We start from the raw sequence: 18,189 nt of genomic DNA, 5'->3' as shown, positions 1-18,189 counted from the left end.
CTATGGAATGGTTGGCATTGGTGCTTAGTCTTCTGCCTCTTTTCTGTTTTGCCCGGTTCATCCGTACAAAACAGGAGCGGAGCTTGTCCAGTTTTTTTGCAGAACAACTGCTTGAGCTGAGGATCAAGCAAAGCCTGGTTCCCACCCACAAGAGTCTGGAAGAACTCAGCGAGATAAACCGCAGGACCTATACCCTTCCTCCGGGGTTGGAACAACTCTGGCAAATACAGGAATCCATGTTTGAAGCAATGCAGGTGTTCACGTTGGGGCCTAAGCAATCGGATACGGTGCTGTATTTCCTCCATGGCGGTGCGTACGTCGAGCAACCCTCGCTCGCCCATTGGGTGTTCCTTACCAGACTGCTTCGTCTGTATCCCTGCCGCATCGTCGTACCGATCTATCCCAAGGCTCCGGATCACCAGGTAGAGGAGGTGTTCGCCCTGCTTGTCCGGCATTTGCAAGCCTTTCAGAAAAACAGGTTGCTGCTTGCCGGCGATTCTGCAGGAGGCGGTCTTGCCCTCGGCCTCGCCCAACACCTGTTGGTGCAGCAATCGCCGTTGCCTGAACAGTTGCTGCTTTTCTCTCCATGGCTGGACATCTCACTGTCCAATCCTTCGGTTTCCTACCTGCAAGCACGGGACCCCATGCTCAACAAGGAATCCTTGATCGAATACGGCAAGGCATGGAGAGGAGCGACTCCGGAACGTGACCCAAGGGTCAGCCCTCTGTTCGGGCCACTTGCCGGTCTCTGTCCGGTTACTTTATTCGTGGGAACCCATGAACTCTTTCTTTCGGATGCCAGGATACTCCTCTCCCGCGCCAGGAAGGAAGGCTTGTCCATTGAATATCATGAAGGGAAACGAATGAACCATGACTATCCGATTTTTCCGATCCCTGAAGCCAAACGGGTTCGGATGCGCGTTGCCGCAATCTTAGGAGGTACCCCATGAAATCAAAACGTTCGGTGATACTGTTGGTTACGGTCAGTCTGTTTTTGCTCACTTCCTGTTTTGCCACCGTCGTCGAGAACAGCGATCACCCGGCGGGGTTTTTACTCGGCATCTGGCATGGGTGGATTGCTCCCATAGCTCTGATCGGCCGTCTTTTCGACCCGACGATCAGGATCTACGAAGTCAACAATACCGGATGGTGGTATGAATTCGGGTTCTACATCGCCATCATCAGTGGATTCGGTACCATTTCCCTGGTCAGGAAAAACACCGGGGGCGGTCGTCGATAAGCAACTCTTCGTAGTGGGCTATACTCAACGGCTGACTGAAAAAGAATCCTTGCACCACGTCACACCCAAACGAAGCGAGCATATCAACCTGTTGTTGTGTTTCCACCCCTTCTGCGACCGTGGTAATCCCCAGATCCTTGGCCAAGGCAATGACGTGCTTTACCACCCGCATCCCTTGATCCCGTGCATCGGTTCCCACCAAGAAGCCTTGGTCCATCTTGATCACATCAATCTTCACATCCTTGAGCATTGCAAGGGACGAATAGCCTGATCCAAAATCATCAAGGGAGACCAAAAAGGATTGCCGACGCAAGGAAGCGAGCACCCGGGAAAGGTGTTTGACATCATGCATGAACAGACTTTCCGTCAATTCAAACTCCATCAGATGATGGGGGATCTGATATCGGTCGACCAACTGGACCAAGGTGTTTTCATAATGGGCGTTGAAGAGATGCGAACGCGATTGATTCACCGATATCGGCAAAAGCGGTTTGCCTTCCTGTTTCCATCGCACAAACAGTTTGCAGACTTGCTCCAGCACGAACATATCCAAGGCAACCAACAAATTGTGCTTCTCCAACAGCGGGATGAATTGGGATGGCGGAAGCAATCCTTTGGTCGGATGGTTCCAGCGTACCAGTGCTTCGGCTCCGACCAAATGCTTGGTGGCCAAGGAGTATTTGGGTTGCAGGAGTATGAAGAACTCTCCTCTGGACAATGCCAGGGAGAATACCTTCTCCAATTCACTTTCCTCCAGTAGCTGCTGTTTCAACACATCGTCATAATACAAATAGGAGACATCAGGATGCTCCTTGAGAGCCGAGAGGGCAAACAGCGAGTGGTCGATCGCAGCTTCGATGGAACTCTGTTCCCCATTAATCAAGGAGACTCCCACCAGAATATCCAGTTGGAAGGGAGATGAACCGGGGAAGGTGAAGCGTTTCAATTCGGCCAGGATGATATCCATCCTGCGTTCCAGAACCTCCTTCTCCCGATAACTGACCAGCAGCAGGAACTTGTCCCCGGAAAACCGGGCACAGATGCCGTCCTTGGTTGTATAGCGGGGAAGCACCTTGGCACAATACAGAAGCAAGGAATCGCCGAAAGAATAGCCGAAGTGGTCGTTGATCAGCTTGAATTTTCCGATATCCATTACAATGACCGCATAGGGACTGCGGGCACGATCGAGCAATTTGTGCGCCTCCTTGATGAAGAGGTTCTTGTTCGGCAGCCCGGTCAATTCGTCACGGAACGCAAGTTTCATCAAGGATTGTTCATATTGATGATCGCGATACAAGAGATAGAAAAGTAGGGTGAGCAGCAGCAGGGAAACCAAGACAGCCAAAGTGAGCGATGCCTGCAAAATGGTCAGATACGCCTTCTGCAACAATCCATCCTCGCTTTCCAATACCAAATACCCATATCCCCCTCCCAGTTCAGCGAGCGCCATATAGGACGCTGAACTGGTGATGAGGCCCCCACTCTGCCGTTTTTGTTGCCACAACGGCAATACATCATCGAGGGTTGAGAACGCGAATGATCGGATTCCTTTCTCATAATTCCAGAGGATATTGCCTTGTTCATCAGTCCATATCAATCGCCTGGGTTCTGACTCCGGGAAATCGAAGAACGCATGGTAGGTCGTAACCGGGGTGATGATCTGGAGGCATCCCTGCTTCCCATCAGAGAAAACAATGGAATGTGATTGGATGACAGTACCATCCTTTACGGCAAACAGAGAAGCATCTTGTGCTTCGGAAAAACACACATGCAATCTCGGTGCATCCAAGCCAGCGAGCAGGTTCTTCGTTTGTTCACTGGAAAAATGTTTCAGGGAATTTGCCAAGAGCGCAAGGGTATTCCCGTCCAGTTCGATCTGGCTTTTAATCAGGTGCGCATATTCCTGTGCCTGCCGCTGATATTGCGCTTGCTTTTCCTGATCAAGCAAGGATTCCAACCGGACATAGAACAACACGAAAGCAACACTGACCAAAACCAGGATCGGGAGGGCAAGCATAACCATGCGGAAAGCCATCGAATGGCGATTGCTGGTTTGTTGTAGCTTCCATCCTAAGGAAGAGTGTCTTTTTCGCATGATGCTCCTAATCAGATGAGGCTGTATGCTTAGTATATCCGAACAGAAAAAGGAATCAAGAAGCTGTAGGAATTTTCGTACACGATCAGAGCACGTCTGGAGTATACTGCACTCAGGCGGCCTGTATGCGTACACTTGCCGGTTTGTTCGTGATGTGCTTCCTGTATCTTTCATCTGCCTGCAACCTGGTGTATCCGTTATCCGACCAGCAACTGCTTGTCCGACAGATTCTGACAACCTATGGAGCAATCAAGGATGCAACCGAGGCGAACCAGCAACAGGAAGGAACCTTCACCATCACGAGAGACGGGATCCGACCTGTTTGTTTCACCAACAATGGGATCCTCATGCCTGATGGAAGGTACTGGGACGGGTCCGACCGCATGACCTTTTCAAGCACCTCAGGTTTGGTCGAAACCGGAACGATGGATATATCCATCAGAGAGGGTGAAGGAGGCACAACCCATCATGTCTCTTGGGAGATGGTGCGCATTGGGACTAAGGCGACCTATCCGGTGTTCACCATCGATGCAGTGGATTATACCGAATATTCGGCGGAATTGAAGGATTTCTATGAAACCGGACCTTGACGAAGGGAGAGAAGCTTGAGCTGTACCGTCCTTTCGCCTATAGTTGCCACCATGATCCTCACCTCATTTTCCCAAATGCTCCCCATCCTTTTGGTCATCCTTGCCGGTTATATCGCCGGTAGCAAGAAAGTAGTCGGATCCGAGCAGGTCGTGCCCATCGTCGCCGACTTCTTCATGCCCGCCCTGATCTTCATCTCCCTTGCCGAAAGCGAGCTGAACCTCACGTCCATCGGCTCCATGGCAAAAGCTTCCGCATTGGTCTGTCTTTCCTTGTTCGTCTTGGCCTTGCTCTGGGCTCAGGCGGCAAAACAACCCATATCCGATACAGTGCCTGCCCTGGTTTTCATGAACTCAGGTTTTTTGGGCATCCCCCTCATGCAGCTATATGGAGGCAGTGAAGCGATGAACCTCATTCTCATCTTTGACCAGATCCAAGGAATTTTCATGTTCACCCTCGGGGTGCTGGTCATTACCGGAGGCTTACATCGACAGGCAATGCAGGCAATGGTCCGCTCCCCCATCCTTTGGGCCGTGGCAGCAGGATTCATCATCCATTTCACCCAACTCCCTATTCCCACCGCCCTTTCAACCAGTTTTCGTTTCGCAGGAGAAGCAGCCTCGCCATTGGCAGCCTTCGTATTGGGACTGTCCTTGCACTCGGTGCAATTCTCCTTCGATCGGCATCTGGCAGGTGCATTGCTGGTTCGGTTTGCAGGGGGTTTTGGTATCGGCTTCCTGGTCGCCACCCTGTTTGGGTTGGAAGGCTTGGTCAGGACGGTGGTCATCGTTGCAGCCGCATTGCCTTCGGCTGTCTTCACCAGCGTCCTTCCCTTGCGTTATGGACGATCCAATACCTTTGCCAGCACGATGGTCATCACCTCCACCCTGCTGGGAATCCTGACGATTCCCCTTTCGTTCATGCTAGCGGTGTAACGGAAGGGCGGAAATTGCCGCTTTGATCTCGGAGAAACTCAATCCTTTTGACTCGACGATCGTTTTCACTACGGCAGCCGTACTGGGGATAGGGCCGACCAATGCTTCCAAATCCTCCTTCGCATACCCTGCATCCAGCAATTCCTTGAATGTACTCTTTCCGGTAACGGTAAAGGTTCCCGTTGTTTCCTCATCCCTGACGGTGGGGACCGCAACAGGGGTATCCGAAAGGCTGACGGCATGGTCCTGCAATACCGCAAAGCGTGGATCGGTCGTTTTCCCCTCTGCCTTGAGTACCACAATGGCACTTTGGGGAAGCAAGGTGCCCTCTTCCGTTTCATAGGGAAGACCGGTATACAACGCAACGAACAGGCGTACCGAATCCGTTCCAAGCTCCGTACCCTCTGGAATGACGGAAAGATACCGCTCCTCAAGGGACTTCACCTGCTCAGACCCATCTGCAGCACCGAAGGCCTGTACCAAGATTGCAGACGACACCGGGAAAGCTTCGGAAATATCGTTGTACGTGTAGGAACCTCGGATATCCGCTGGGTTGCTGTACCCGGCGAATTCGCCTTCACTGATGCGTGCGGGTACCTTGGACGAGGTCGTTTTCCACCATCCTAACGCCACCGAAAGCAGGATTCCCGCTGCCAGAATGCCGATGGCAAGCAATCCGATCGTCCTGGGACGGATGGGTCTGCGCTTTTGGGAGAAACCGGTCACCACCGTCTCTGCTACGGGACAAGCTTGTTCGCTGGTGCACTGCATGCAGGAAATACATTGATGGGAAGACACCACATGCTTCGAAGAGACTTCGATGTTCATCGGGCAGGCGCGGTCGCAGGCGGAACAATGGATGCAGGTCTGTTCTGCACGTCTGATTCTGAAGATTCTGAACTTGTTGAAGATTCCAAGAAATGCACCATATGGGCAGGCATACTTACAGAACGGGCGTTCCACGAACAAGGTTAGCAACACTACGATGCCCAGAATGATGAGTCCGGAAACGGAAACTTCGTTGCGAAGGATGGAGAACAGGGCGTAATAGGGATCATAGGGTTCAAACACCAAGGTCAGGGACAAGGCGGTCATGACCAGGACCCAAGCCAGGACGACGTAGCGCAGATACCGCAATACCACATCGAGCTTCTTGGGCACAAAGGTGTTGTACCGACGCTTGAACAACTTTTTCCCCAAGCGACCCACCCACTCCTGGAACGTCCCGAAGGGACAGATCCATCCACAAAACACCGGTCCGAAGAATACCGCGAGCACGACGCCCAAGCCGGCAAGTACCACCGCTGAATCATGGATTTTCTTGACCATGATTCCGTCCTTGATGAGATTGTACAAAGTCACCACCCCACCGAACGGACAGATGGCATGCAATGACACGCTTTCCGCAATGAAGGGAATATCGTAGCCGTTTTCCACCGCCTCACTGAGCAGGACGACTGCAACCACCCAAAGAAAGAACACGGTCTGAACAATGGACCGGACGCGAGTGCGCTTGTGTTTCTGAATCTTCATGATTCCTCTCCTCATAGATAGGCAAAGACTAGAAGCGAGGTGTGTGAATCATGTGAAGCTTAGCTTCAGAATGCATAAAACATATGAGAACAGCAACCTATATGCTACACTGCAAGAAAATGGAGGCAGCGATGCGCATCTCTACTGTTTGCATCATGCTTTGTTTGGTCTCCTCGTTTTTGGGTGCCATGCCCATCGTCGAACAAACCGAAAAGCCTTGGACGGAGGAAGATTTTTCGCAAACGGTGCAAACCTTCGCCGATGCCCTCTTTTCCGTGGAAACCGGCCGGGAAGAGAACCGGATGCTCTGTCCCCCCTCGGCGCTGCTGGCCCTATCGATGGCTGCCAACGGCGCAACGGGAAAAACCAAGGCCGAGATGGTATCGGTATTGACCGACGGCAGGCTCTCCCTGGATCAACTTAATGAAGCCGGCACGTGGTATCTGGACAACCTTCCCCGTTCGGTTCGGATAGCCGACAGTCTGTGGGTGAACGACCGGTACCGTCTCGCATCGATGTTCCAAACATCGATGGAGCAATCCTATCAGGCTCGCATCACCAACCTTGACTTTTCTAAGCCGGAGAACAGCAAGACCATCAACAGCTGGGTCAAAGAAGCAAGCGGCGGCGCCATCGATGCCGTCATCGATGCTGTTCGACCTGAGATGGTGCTTTTTTTGGTGAATGTGTTCAGCTTCAAGGATGACTGGCTTTCCCCCTTCGATGCTCGGTCCACCAAACAAGGGGTGTTTCATACTCCGTATGCCGATACACACACGTCCTTCCTCAACAAGGATGCGTATATCCAATACACAAGATTGGATGATGCGTCTCTGGTGGTACTGCCCTACAAAGATGATCGAATCGTCATGGCTTTGTTGTTGGTTGATGAAACACAGACACTCAACCAATGGCTGGAGAAGCATCCTTCAGCAAGCACGGTAATGTTGCAAACCCTTTCCTCGACGAAGCGCACCCATCTTTCGCTCAGCATTCCAACCTTTGCCAGCCGATATGAAACGAGTCTGGTCAAGGATCTGGGGAGGTTGGGCATGATTCGCTGTTTTTCTTCGGAAGCAGCGGATTTTTCCAGGATGCTCGCTGATCAGGACCAGCAGGTCTTCATCGATGAGGTGCTGCACAAAACCTATATCAAGGTGGACGAAGCGGGAACAGAAGCCGCCGCCGTCACCGTAGTGGGTATGCGTGCAACCAGCATTGCAGAACCACCTTCCCTTGCTCTGGTTTTCGATCGACCCTTCCTGTTCGTCCTCTTCGATACCAAACAAACTATTCCGCTTTTCATCGGGGCGTTGTACAACCCGCTCGTTTGATTCTTGTTGAGAACCCGATCGCCGTACAGTACACTCTAGGCAACAAGGAGGCAGCATATCACACACCTAACCAAACGAACCAAGTTCGGCTTCGGCATCGGGGACTTGGGAGGAAACCTTTTTTTCACGATCATGGGATTCTACTTGCTCTATTACTTCACCGATGTCGTCGGATTGCTGCCTGCTTTGGCAGGAACCGCGTTGATGATCGGAAAGGTCTGGGATGCCATAACCGATCCGATCACCGGATATGTCAGCGACCGCACGCATTCCAAATGGGGACGCAGACGCCCCTACATGTTCGTTGGTGCGATCATCTCCTTCTTCTGTATGACACTCATCTTCACCCCGATCCACCTGAGTACCCAACTTTTATTGTTCATATACGTTACGTTCGTCTATTGTTTGCTGAATACCGCCTATACCTTGGTGAACATTCCCTATGCAGCCCTTTTGCCTGAACTGACGGAGGATTACCACCAGCGGACCATTCTTACCGGATATCGGATGAGTTTCGCCGTGGTCGGAACATTCATCGGGGCGGCATTGGTCATGCCGATCATCTCACTGTTCTCTTCCCAGACAATGGGATGGTCGATGATGGGCACGTTCATGGGTTCTGTCATGTTGTTCTCCACCTTGGCTACCGTGTATGCGATCAAGGAACCGGAGCATCATGCCTTTGTCGTACAGAACGGATTCTTTTCCACATTCTCTGAGGTGCTCAAGGACAAGGTCTTTCTCTCCGCTCTGCTTCCCTGGACGTTCTTCATCACCGGAACTTCGATGGTCCAAGGTGCCTTGGTATATTATTTTGCCTATATCTTCGGAAACGAAGGACTTTTCCAACTTGCCTTGGTGGCGCTTTTGTCCTTCAGTCTGCTCTTCATCCCACTTTGGGTGCGCATCGCCGGTCGTATCGGCAAGAAGCGCTGTTACATGATCGGTATGTCAATCATGGCTGTAGCAGTCTTGCTCTTCAGTCTGTTGGGAGCAAAGCTTGGTCCGATCTATGGCGTGGTGGTCATGGGGCTTGCCGGCATCGGTCTTTCCACCCACTATGTCATGCCGCATGCAATCCTTCCGGATATCGTCGAGTACGATGCGATCAAACAGAAGCGGGGTCGTCGCGAAGGCGTGTTCTCCAGTCTTTGGACGTTCTCCAGCAAGCTCGGCCAAGCCTTTGCATTGGCTCTCAACGGTTGGATCCTTGCTCTTTTCGGATATCAGAGCAGTTCGGTCGGCCCGCTTGCAAAAATCGGGATCATCCTGCTTTGCGGTCCACTGCCGTTGCTTTGGTATATTGTAGGATTGTGGATTCTGCGCCACTACCCGATCGACAAGGCGTATTATGAAAAATTGCTTGATGAGCGGGTTTCGGTATGAGTCAGGACCGAAGGTTTCCCCCACCCAAGTACAACCCCTTGGTTGAGAAGCTTGCCCGTCTTTTCGGGAGGCTCTATCTCCGATTCGCCTTGGGAATCGATGTACTGACCATGCTTGACGAAGCGGTGCTCAAGGCGGAAACCGAAGCGTTTCGGACCGGAAAACAAAATCTGATCATTGCATTCCGCCATACGGCGAAGGAAGATGCCCCTGCCCTTTTACTCGGGAGCAAGGGCCAGCACCTGCGTTTTTTATATGGAAGGGATGTGTTGAATTGGGCGGGACGCAGTACCCGTTTCCTCTTTCCCCGCCTGGGGTTCGTCGCCATCCAGAACCGACATTCCAACACCAACGGCATGCGCCTGCTCCGCAAGGAAATGCAAAACGGACGGTTCCCGATCGCCCTCGCCCCCGAAGGGCAGGTCACCTACCACATGTTCCAGACTGATGTGCTGCAGTCGGGTGTGGCGAATCTTGCTGAATGGGCGTTGCAGACGAAACAGGAAGCAACCATACTCCCAATCGCCATTGCATACCGATATCCCGAGCCCCTCACATCGTTGTTGCATGCTTGGGAGCAGAAAAGCGGGATGACACTTCAGGGGGAACACCCCCTCGACCAAGCCTGTTGGTCGACCTTGGATGTGGTAGCATCGCACTTCCATCTGGAATGTCGGACACATGGCAGCTATGCCGAGAAACGTGACGATCTTTGTGCCAAATTGTTGAGACTCGGTGAGCATGAGGCAGGTTTGGAAGATCATGAGGGATCCATCTTGGATCGGCTGTTTCGTCTTCGCTTTGCCGGTGAAGACGCCTTGTTCACCGAGCATCCCGACAGGGGGAAACAGCAAAGCGCCCTTCAGTATTTGCAGTATGCCCAGACGGTCGATGTCCTTGAGTACATCAATCCCTCCTACCTGCTTGCGGGTAATCGGGAAATCAGGGAAAAGGAAGTGGTTCTGAACCTTTTAGATGTACTTAATCGCCTGGATGGAGGGTCGATCAACACTCGGTATTCACCCAAACACAAACAAGCCTTCCTCTTGGCAGGAGAACCGATCCGGCTCAGAACAATAGTAAGGCCTGAACTCAGCAGAAAAGAGAGGATCCAGTTCATCCAACAACAGGTTGCACTCGGTTTACAGGAAACCAGTGAAGCGCTTGAATCTAGGATGTGACGGTCTGCGTCAAATGGAAGGAAATGGGAGTACCCTGATAGAACCCACGTTTTTCCTCAGGCATGAGCGAGGCAAGACGAAGCATGATCTCGTCAGCCAAAGCCTGACGGGTATCGGCATCGATCCGCCCGCCCTTCTGGATGATCTCAAAGCATTCTCCGACCCGGATGGTGATTTTCGTTCGTCGTAAGCGCCTGATGTTGTGCTTGTACTGTTCAAATCCCATCACCGCAACGCTGATCATCGGGGCGTCTTTTTTATGGGCGATGAATGCAATCCCCCCTTTGCCTTGCTGGAGCGTGCCGTCCTTGCTGCGGGTTCCCTCGGGGGCTATGGCCAGAATCGCCCCATCATCCAGAACCTTGAAACAGGCATCCATGGTACTACGGCCCATATTCTGCCGATCTACGGGAATACTTCCCCATAGATTCATCAAATATGCCATGAACCGATGATCCCAGAGTTCCTGTTTGGCGATGGCCCGCATATTGCGCGGTTGCAAAAAGGCATACAGCATGGGACCTTCCAGGTTTGATGTATGGTTGACCATCATCAACAAGGGACCGGTAGTCGGAACGTTTTTCAGCTCGCTGCGATCAATACGGAAAAACAAGCGAAAGTAGGTTCTGAGCAATACATTGATTATGGGTTTTGCGATGTTCATTGGATTATGATACCAGAGCGGCCTGAACCTGCCAAGCAGGCCGACCTCACCTGCGCTTTCTTTTCTGCCGCGCCAGTTGTACCAGATAGGATGCAGTCAGGAGGGAAGCAAAAACGGCAAGCAGGGTGAAGGCAAACGGCAATGAGGCGACCGAACCGATATACCCCACGATGGGAAATATAAGAATCATGAAGAGACTATAGACCATACTTTGGAAACTGAGGATCGTCGAACGCAAGGATGAAGGGATCAGATGATTCAGGTACGTGGAAATGGTGGGTGCCAACAAGCCTTCCAGAACACCGCTGAATACATAGAATGAACGTGAATACGGACTGAGAGCAACTCCCCACAATGTGCAGAGCAACAACAGTGGACAAATGACGAGAATCCCTGTCTGGGTCAAAAGACGCTCAAGGCGTTGGGCGTTGACCGAAACCAACGCGGCCAAGGCGGCATGCAGGGAAAACACCACGCCGATATCGGTGGGGGTGAACCCAAGATTGGTCCAATGGTTCTGAAGATAAAAGAACAGACAGATCATGAACGCAAACAGCGATTCACTGAAGATGATCAAGTAGGCGATGCTTGGACTCTTTCGCACGGTCGCCAGGCTTCCCTGTATCTGCGCAGCTATGGAGGCGAGAATTCGAGCTCCATAACCGGACAATACGAGGCGTTGTGTCCGTTCAATGGCAGGCTCCCGGAAAAACAGCGCGACAGTGAACGCCAGAATGTTGGTCAGAATGGTCAGGCCGAATGCAAACAGGTAATTGCAGCTCGCCAGATATCCACCCAGAAGAAAGGAAAGGATGTTACTGACTTGGTAGAACAGCTCGTCCTTACCTTTGATCTGCAGATACCGCTCCTCCGCTCGGTCGAGCAGCAGGGAATCGAACAACAAGGCCTCGCCCGCTCCTGATTCAAGGTTATACCCTAATGCACTGAAGATAAAGGATAGGATCTGGACGGGGAAGCTTGAACCGAAATACATAAGTACCAAGCTGAGACTGAAGCTGATCCGACCGGCTATCCTGCTTGCCTTGCGTCCCCAGATATCGGCCACCGATCCGGTGGGAACCTCCATCAAAAAGGAGGTGACGTGGAATATTGCCTCCAAAGCACCCAACTGCAACAAGGAAAAACCGCGTGAAGCAAGAAAGATCATCCAGATGCCATGCGTGAAGGAAAGATTCATCAGCGTGGTGAAGGCATAGGACAAACCAATATTCCGTGTATAGCGTTTTTGCGACATGTGCTCTCCCCACAATCTTTTGTATCATACGCATCTTTTTCAGACTGAACAAGTGTATAGAAAAATTTGTCTTCAGTTAAATTGGATTTTCATGCCATTTGTACCCAACCGTTGTGCGCATTCCTCAGTATCCTACGCCCTTTCAGTTCATTTCCCCAAACCGAAGAAAGTATGGTAAGGTACTAGGTATTGTTTTCTGGAGGGACGCATTTATGGAAACACGCTATTTCGAAAACCTTGATACCAAGACCTCGTTGCTCGGGTTCGGAGCCATGCGATTGCCGCTCGATGCCGAAGGGAACATAGACAGGGGCCGTGCCGAAGCTATGATGGTGCATGCGTATGAGCAGGGGGTTACCTATTTCGATACCGCCTATCCCTATCACAATGGCGAGAGTGAACCCTTCGTCGGACACGTTCTGAAACGCTATCCTCGTTCCAGGTATCTGCTGGCAACCAAGCTTCCCCAATGGCTGATAAGTACGCTTGCGGATGCAAAACGGATTTTTTCCGAACAGCTCGCACGTTTGGAACATTCCTACATCGATTTCTATCTGATCCATTCCATCGACAAGAAAGCATTCGTAAGAATGGTGGATTTAGGTGTGGTTTCCTACCTCGAGGAAGAACAGAAACGGGGAAGGATCAAGCACCTGGGATTTTCGTTCCATTCAATCTATGAGGATTTCGAATATATAGCGACCGCTCGGAAGTGGGACTTCTGCCAAATCCAGTACAACTACCTCGATACCGAGGAACAGGCTGGGGACAAGGGGTATGCACTGTGCAGACGACTCGGCATTCCGGTCATAGTAATGGAACCCATCAAGGGGGGCGCGCTCGCAAACCTCCCTCCCGATTTGTCTGCCAAACTGGAGGCACTCGATCGCGGGCAGACCAGTGCATCCTACGCGCTGCGGTGGGTCGCCGATCATGACCAGGTCAAGGTGATTCTCAGTGGAATGTCGACCATGGAGCAACTGGTGGAAAATTTGAAGACCTTCGATGCGTATACACCGCTTTCTGAAACCGAACAGACGACGCTTGCCCAGATCGGCTCAACCATGCGCCAGCGTGTGGGCAACGGGTGCACCGGATGCAAGTATTGCATGCCCTGCCCGTTCGGTGTCGACATCCCCGGCAATTTTTCCCTTTGGAACAAGTTCCGCATGTTTGAATCCTATCAGGTGGTTAAAAACCAATGGGAAAATCCTAAGGAACAGGAGAAACGGCCACCTTCCTGCACCGAATGTGGACATTGCATCCCCTTGTGCCCCCAGCATATCAACATTCCATTCGACCTGCAAAAAGCTCAGACGGAATTGGCCGGGGCAAAACGATAGGAGGGCCTCGTCTTTTTTGGGAAGCTCGTGTATCGTGAACGGAGGAGCGACAAAGGCAATGGATACACAGACGCGCGTATACGCCGCATTGTTGGGATGGTTCGTCGGGGATGGATTCGCAAGCCAAACCGATGGGATGGAAAGCGAAAAAGTTCAAGAGCTGTGCAATGGATCACTCACTGAAGTATATACGTTGGAACAGGAGCGCTCTCTCTCGGGAATGACCAGTGATGTCAGCGACTTGTGCGTATTGCTTGGAATGAGCGTACTTTCCAACAAGGCATATGACCGTGACCATGCAAAAGCGGCCTACCGGAAGTATTGCAGGGAAGCGGGAGAGGATGGGGAGCTCGTGGGCAAACTGTTGGAGGATGCACCCTCCAATAGTGATCAGACCCGGAGTCTCTCGCGCGTTCCCATCGTTGGATTGCTTGGCTTCCTGTTCGGCGAGCGCATCCAGCAGAAAGCGGCGGTCGAGGAAGCGGGGATGTTCAGCTCAGATGACGTATGCACGCAATCTTCCCTGTTGATCAGCCAGGCATTCGCACTCGTTTTCAAAGACGAAGCAGAGGATGTTCCTTCCTTGGTACGTATGCTGGACAAATATGCGAGCAGGCAAGGACTGGGAGACACGGCATATCTACATACCTCAAAAATGCCGCACGGTACGACAAAACAAACATATGCCACAGTGATGCTGTTGCAGACGGTATTTGCGATGCTGCATGCCCAAACAACCTTCGAAGAGGGGATCAGCACCATCGCCATGAATGGGGGGAACGCCCGCCTGACGTGTGCGCTCTACGGTGCTCTCAAGGCGGCTCTGGATGGACCGTCATGCATAAGTGAGCGTTGGATTGACGAAATTTTCCCATCGCCTGCGCTCGAGACCATGATCAAGAAACAGACGCTCTACAAACGGGAGACCATCAAGATTGAAAAGCTGGCGGCTTCCTTGGCAAAGGATTTGCTGCAGCTCTGATTCTCAAGGAGGCATTCATGCAATACAAGTCATTGGGGAAAACCGGCATCAAGGTATCCCAACTTTGTTTCGGCACCATGTCCTTTGGATCTCGTGCAGACGAAGCGCAATCGCAGGCCATGTACCATATGTGCAGAGAACAGGGGATCAATTTCTTCGACTGTGCCAATGTGTATCAGAAAGGGATTGCAGAAGAATATCTGGGACGCTGCATTGCCAGCGAACGCGACAAGGTGGTCATCACGACCAAAGCCTTCAGCCCTATGTCGGATGAAGTGAATGACCGAGGTTCCTCGGCCAAGAATCTGCGCCATTCCTTGGAGCGAAGCCTCAAAAGGCTGGGCACCGACTATGTCGACTTGTTCTTCATCCACGGCTTCGACCCGACGGTCGCAGAGGAAGAGCTGTTGCGGACGCTTCAGAATTTCGTGCAGGAAGGAAAAGTCCTGGCCTTGGGGGTGAGCAACTATGCAGCGTATCAGGTGGAACGACTTCTCTGGACAAGCTATCTGAAGAATTTGGTGCCGATACACTGCATCCAACCCATGTACAATATCGCCAAACGGCAGGCTGAGGTTGAGTTGCTTCCGATGGCTCAGAAAGAAGCTCTGGGGGTGATCACCTACAGTCCTTTGGGTGGAGGATTGCTTTCGGGCAAGTACAAGGATGGGTTTGGGGTCACTGCAGGGCGCCTGGTCGAAAATGAGAAATACAAGATGCGCTACAACGGGATGTTCTATGAGCGGTTGGCAAAGGAGTTTTCTGTTTTGAGCACGCGATACCAAGTAGCAGAGGCTACCTTGGCTGTTGCATGGGTCATGCACCACCAAGCGGTGACAGCGCCGATCATCGGGGCAGCAAACACGCAGCAACTTGCCCCATCCCTCAACGCGATCTCCTTTACGCCGGATGACACCTTGCTCAAAGCAATCGACGATATCAGCCCTCCACCACCGGTGGCAACCGACCGAAGTGAAGAACGATTCTGAAGCAATATCCCAAGCCAGGGCCCTGATAGGGTATGACGGACATCGATCGCTTGGCGGCAACGTTTTTCTCCATCCATGCGCTTCGTCCGTTCCAGCAGTTGGTGATCCACCATATTCTGGAGCATGACCGAAGTACGGCAGACCATGACGGTACCTTGGTGACACTTCCGACGGGAAGCGGCAAGAGCATCTGCTTCATGTTGCCTTCCCTGTTGGTCGAAGGGCTGACGGTCATCGTCTATCCCCTGCTTTCCCTGATGCAGGATCAACGGCGAAGATTTGCCCAGGCCAACATCCCCTGCATCTGTTTGCGCGGAGGGCAGACGAAAGAACAGCGTCGCCTGTTGTTTGCCCGACTGCCCGAAACCAAGGTGGTCATCACCAATGCCGAATGCCTGTGCCAAACCCAGGTGTTTTCTATCCTGGCACAGTTCACGATCAGTCTGCTTGTGCTTGACGAAGCACACACCATCGTACGTTGGGGTGAGGGTTTCCGACCAATTCTTGCTTCGGTGGGGACCATCCTCGCCCATCTTCCGATCCGTCAGCTTTTATGTTTCACCGCTACCGCCGACCAACCGGTGGTCCAAGGATTGGATCGATTGGTCTTTCATCATCGTCCTGTCTATCGCGTAAAAGGGAGTGTGGATCGCCAGAACATCAGCTATCATGTAGTGCGTACATTGTGCAAGGAACATGCGATCGCCCGACTACTGGGAAATGCTGCACTTCGTCCGGCATTGGTATTCTGTCCTACCAGAGGTGAATCCGAGCATGGTGCATATGATTTCCTGCTCTCCCATCCAGGTGTTCCGGTCCGTTACTATCATGCCGGATTGACCAGCCAGGCAAGAAATCATCTGGAGGAATGGTTTCTAAAGCAATCGGATGGGGTACTCTATGCGACCAATGCCTTCGGAATGGGGGTCGATAAAAAGAACATCAGAACGGTCGTCCATCATACGCTTCCTTCGGATATCTTGGCCTTCCTCCAGGAAAGCGGGAGAGCTGGAAGAGACGGAAGGCCGGCAGTTTCCATCATTCTCCTGGACGAGCGTGAGCGATCCTCTCCGACTGCCTCCATATTCTCAAATACGACCACTTGCTTCCGCATGCAGTTGGTCGGAGCCCTCGACGAGACGCTTGAATCATGCAGTGGATGCGATATCTGCAACGGAACCCTTGGCCTACGTCGGGAAGGGCAATCCAGTATCATCCAAGCCGTAGGATTGCATCCGTTTCAGTTCAGCCCGGGAAGCCTGACTGCATATTTGCAGCAGGGGGGTGTGGCTTTCCGGGAGAAGCACCTTCGCAAGGCGATCGGTTCATTACTCGATCAACATATCCTCTGTTGTACAAACAAGAACCGGAGGCGATTGTATCTTCCCATAAGAACATACCTTGCCTGCTTGACAGGAGCCTCTGCGTCATTGATGCTGAAGAAAGGAGGAACACATGATGCTCAAGCAAAAGCCTCCCAGACATTACCCGACCCTTCCCCGACCGTTTCTTCCCCCGAAGCTGCTGGAAGAACCACCGAAGACCGAGCACAAGAAACAAAAACGATCCTGGAAGAAGTTGTTTCTGATGCTCTGCCCCTGGCTGTTCATTGATCGATCTGATCGGGTGTAAGCAATCGGGGAAGCACCGTCTGACTGTCCGGCTCTTTTCCTTTGAGCAGGCCGAGGAGTTTGAGGGCTGCTTGTTTGTACAATGCTCCACTTTGGATATCCACACTTGCAAAGGTGTGGGGGGAAAGAGTGAAGAACGGCGAAGCATCATACCCGACTGCAGGATACCGTTTTCCAAGGCGCATCAACAGGGAAAACAGGGTCAGATCATTCACAGCGGCTATCCCGTCGAATGCACGGTTTTCTGCTAGATCCTGCACCTCTTTCAAAATACACTCGATCGCATCGCTTCTGCCGATATTGGTGGTGATCACCTTCGCATCGGGGAACAGGGAAAGAAATCCCTCTGTTCGCTCCCGGTGCGGCTGGACGCTCTCACAGTACCCGGTAAGATACAAAGGGGAATTACAGTGTTGCTGTTTCAGGTATTCCGCCTGGAGTACTCCCCCCGCCCGGTTGTCGGTACACACGCATGCTATCGATCCTTCTGCCTTGAGGTGATGGGCAAGCACATACGGGATATTTACCGCATGAAACAGAGCCTGCTCCTCAGGGGTATCCACATCATATGCCAGTATTCCATCACACTGCTTGGGAATGTCCAGTAGGGAAGCTTTGTCATGGATCGTGTAGAAGCGTAGCTGGTAGGAACTTTGTGCGATGGCCTGCTGCACGCCACGCAGGGCGCGACCGAAGAACCAGTCGAAACTGGAGAGATTTCCCCAATAATACGGTCGTTTTTCTTTCGCAAATTCAACAAAGGCAATGGTACCCGTCCCGTTTCTTCTCAACGTTGCCGCCATGCTGTTGGGCACATACCCCAATTCCTCGGCCGCCCGATACACCCGTTTCCTGAGTTCAGGGGAAACCGAATCGGGATCATTGTATACCCTGGATACGGTTGCACTGCTCACCTGTGCGGCTGCGGCCACTGTGTCGCGTGTAATCTTCATTTCCGGCATCTTCCTTCATTGACAAAGCCTGCTTCGGGGTATAGTGTACACGTGTACATTCAAGTTTGCAAGTACAGGGA

At 52.1% G+C, this 18,189-nt stretch carries 16 protein-coding genes; 11 read left to right on the top strand and 5 right to left on the bottom strand.

Annotated features, from left to right (window positions below; all coding sequences use genetic code 11):
• The first annotated feature begins 2 nt into the window (after positions 1-2).
• Positions 3-950, top strand: a complete 948-nt coding sequence (locus tag AB7C91_RS05760; RefSeq protein WP_428589809.1) for an alpha/beta hydrolase fold domain-containing protein — start codon at positions 3-5, stop codon at positions 948-950.
• The gene (locus tag AB7C91_RS05755) at positions 947-1,240 is read left to right on the top strand and encodes a hypothetical protein (RefSeq protein WP_428589806.1); all 294 of its coding nucleotides are present in this window, start codon (positions 947-949) and stop codon (positions 1,238-1,240) included. The genes AB7C91_RS05760 and AB7C91_RS05755 overlap by 4 nt, the downstream gene beginning before the upstream one ends.
• On the opposite strand, the gene AB7C91_RS05750 is transcribed toward AB7C91_RS05755, so the two are convergent.
• Positions 1,209-3,335: a putative bifunctional diguanylate cyclase/phosphodiesterase gene (locus tag AB7C91_RS05750; protein ID WP_428589803.1), complete on the bottom strand. Its 2,127-nt coding sequence runs from the start codon at positions 3,333-3,335 to the stop codon at positions 1,209-1,211. The two genes, AB7C91_RS05755 and AB7C91_RS05750, sit on opposite strands and share 32 nt — an antisense overlap.
• Positions 3,336-3,460: 125 nt before the next feature.
• Between AB7C91_RS05750 and AB7C91_RS05745 the strand changes: the two genes are divergently transcribed.
• Together AB7C91_RS05745 and AB7C91_RS05740 are read left to right on the top strand one after the other, a co-directional pair.
• Complete coding sequence (locus tag AB7C91_RS05745) at positions 3,461-3,925, top strand: hypothetical protein (RefSeq protein WP_332447898.1); 465 nt, start codon at positions 3,461-3,463, stop codon at positions 3,923-3,925.
• Between the two features lie 51 nt (positions 3,926-3,976).
• Positions 3,977-4,858 (top strand): AEC family transporter, encoded by an 882-nt coding sequence (locus AB7C91_RS05740; RefSeq protein WP_332447899.1) that lies wholly within the window; start codon positions 3,977-3,979, stop codon positions 4,856-4,858.
• Here AB7C91_RS05740 and AB7C91_RS05735 read toward each other — a convergent pair.
• Complete coding sequence (locus AB7C91_RS05735) at positions 4,847-6,391, bottom strand: 4Fe-4S binding protein (RefSeq protein ID WP_332447900.1); 1,545 nt, start codon at positions 6,389-6,391, stop codon at positions 4,847-4,849. The genes AB7C91_RS05740 and AB7C91_RS05735 overlap by 12 nt on opposite strands.
• Positions 6,392-6,522: 131 nt before the next feature.
• On the opposite strand from AB7C91_RS05735, the gene AB7C91_RS05730 reads away from it, so the two are divergent.
• The 3 genes from AB7C91_RS05730 to AB7C91_RS05720 are packed head-to-tail and all read left to right on the top strand — an operon-like array spanning position 6,523 to position 10,292.
• Positions 6,523-7,725 carry a serpin family protein gene (locus AB7C91_RS05730; protein WP_428589799.1) on the top strand — a complete coding sequence of 401 codons (1,203 nt, stop codon included), beginning with the start codon at positions 6,523-6,525 and terminating at the stop codon, positions 7,723-7,725.
• A 57-nt stretch (positions 7,726-7,782) separates the two neighbouring features.
• The gene (locus AB7C91_RS05725) at positions 7,783-9,111 is read left to right on the top strand and encodes an MFS transporter (protein ID WP_428589900.1); all 1,329 of its coding nucleotides are present in this window, start codon (positions 7,783-7,785) and stop codon (positions 9,109-9,111) included.
• Positions 9,108-10,292: a hypothetical protein gene (locus tag AB7C91_RS05720; RefSeq protein ID WP_428589796.1), complete on the top strand. Its 1,185-nt coding sequence runs from the start codon at positions 9,108-9,110 to the stop codon at positions 10,290-10,292. Before AB7C91_RS05725 ends, AB7C91_RS05720 begins: the two co-directional genes overlap by 4 nt.
• Here the strand turns inward: AB7C91_RS05720 and AB7C91_RS05715 are convergent.
• Positions 10,282-10,956 (bottom strand): lysophospholipid acyltransferase family protein, encoded by a 675-nt coding sequence (locus tag AB7C91_RS05715; RefSeq protein ID WP_332447903.1) that lies wholly within the window; start codon positions 10,954-10,956, stop codon positions 10,282-10,284. The two genes, AB7C91_RS05720 and AB7C91_RS05715, sit on opposite strands and share 11 nt — an antisense overlap.
• Positions 10,957-11,002: 46 nt before the next feature.
• On the bottom strand, positions 11,003-12,211 hold the full coding sequence (locus tag AB7C91_RS05710) for an MFS transporter (protein WP_332447904.1): 1,209 nt from the start codon (positions 12,209-12,211) through the stop codon (positions 11,003-11,005).
• A 212-nt stretch (positions 12,212-12,423) separates the two neighbouring features.
• Between AB7C91_RS05710 and AB7C91_RS05705 the strand changes: the two genes are divergently transcribed.
• Genes AB7C91_RS05705 through AB7C91_RS05690 form a run of 4 tightly spaced genes read left to right on the top strand, consistent with a single transcriptional unit; the run spans position 12,424 to position 17,138 of the window.
• The gene (locus tag AB7C91_RS05705; RefSeq protein WP_332447905.1) at positions 12,424-13,554 is read left to right on the top strand and encodes an aldo/keto reductase; all 1,131 of its coding nucleotides are present in this window, start codon (positions 12,424-12,426) and stop codon (positions 13,552-13,554) included.
• Between the two features lie 58 nt (positions 13,555-13,612).
• Positions 13,613-14,536, top strand: a complete 924-nt coding sequence (locus AB7C91_RS05700; RefSeq protein WP_428589792.1) for an ADP-ribosylglycohydrolase family protein — start codon at positions 13,613-13,615, stop codon at positions 14,534-14,536.
• A 17-nt stretch (positions 14,537-14,553) separates the two neighbouring features.
• The gene (locus AB7C91_RS05695; RefSeq protein ID WP_428589789.1) at positions 14,554-15,525 is read left to right on the top strand and encodes an aldo/keto reductase; all 972 of its coding nucleotides are present in this window, start codon (positions 14,554-14,556) and stop codon (positions 15,523-15,525) included.
• Positions 15,526-15,557: 32 nt separating this feature from the next.
• The gene (locus tag AB7C91_RS05690) at positions 15,558-17,138 is read left to right on the top strand and encodes a RecQ family ATP-dependent DNA helicase (RefSeq protein WP_428589786.1); all 1,581 of its coding nucleotides are present in this window, start codon (positions 15,558-15,560) and stop codon (positions 17,136-17,138) included.
• Here AB7C91_RS05690 and AB7C91_RS05685 read toward each other — a convergent pair.
• Entirely contained in the window at positions 17,132-18,109 is a 978-nt protein-coding gene (locus AB7C91_RS05685) for a LacI family DNA-binding transcriptional regulator (RefSeq protein WP_332447909.1), read from the bottom strand. The two genes, AB7C91_RS05690 and AB7C91_RS05685, sit on opposite strands and share 7 nt — an antisense overlap.
• Positions 18,110-18,189 lie beyond the last annotated feature (80 nt).

It is taken from the genome of Sphaerochaeta sp. (genome assembly GCF_050256055.1).
In the GTDB taxonomy this organism is placed as follows: Bacteria; Spirochaetota; Spirochaetia; order Sphaerochaetales; family Sphaerochaetaceae; genus Sphaerochaeta.
Note: the sequence above shows the minus strand (reverse complement) of the source record. Positions and strands in the feature narration are given on the sequence as shown.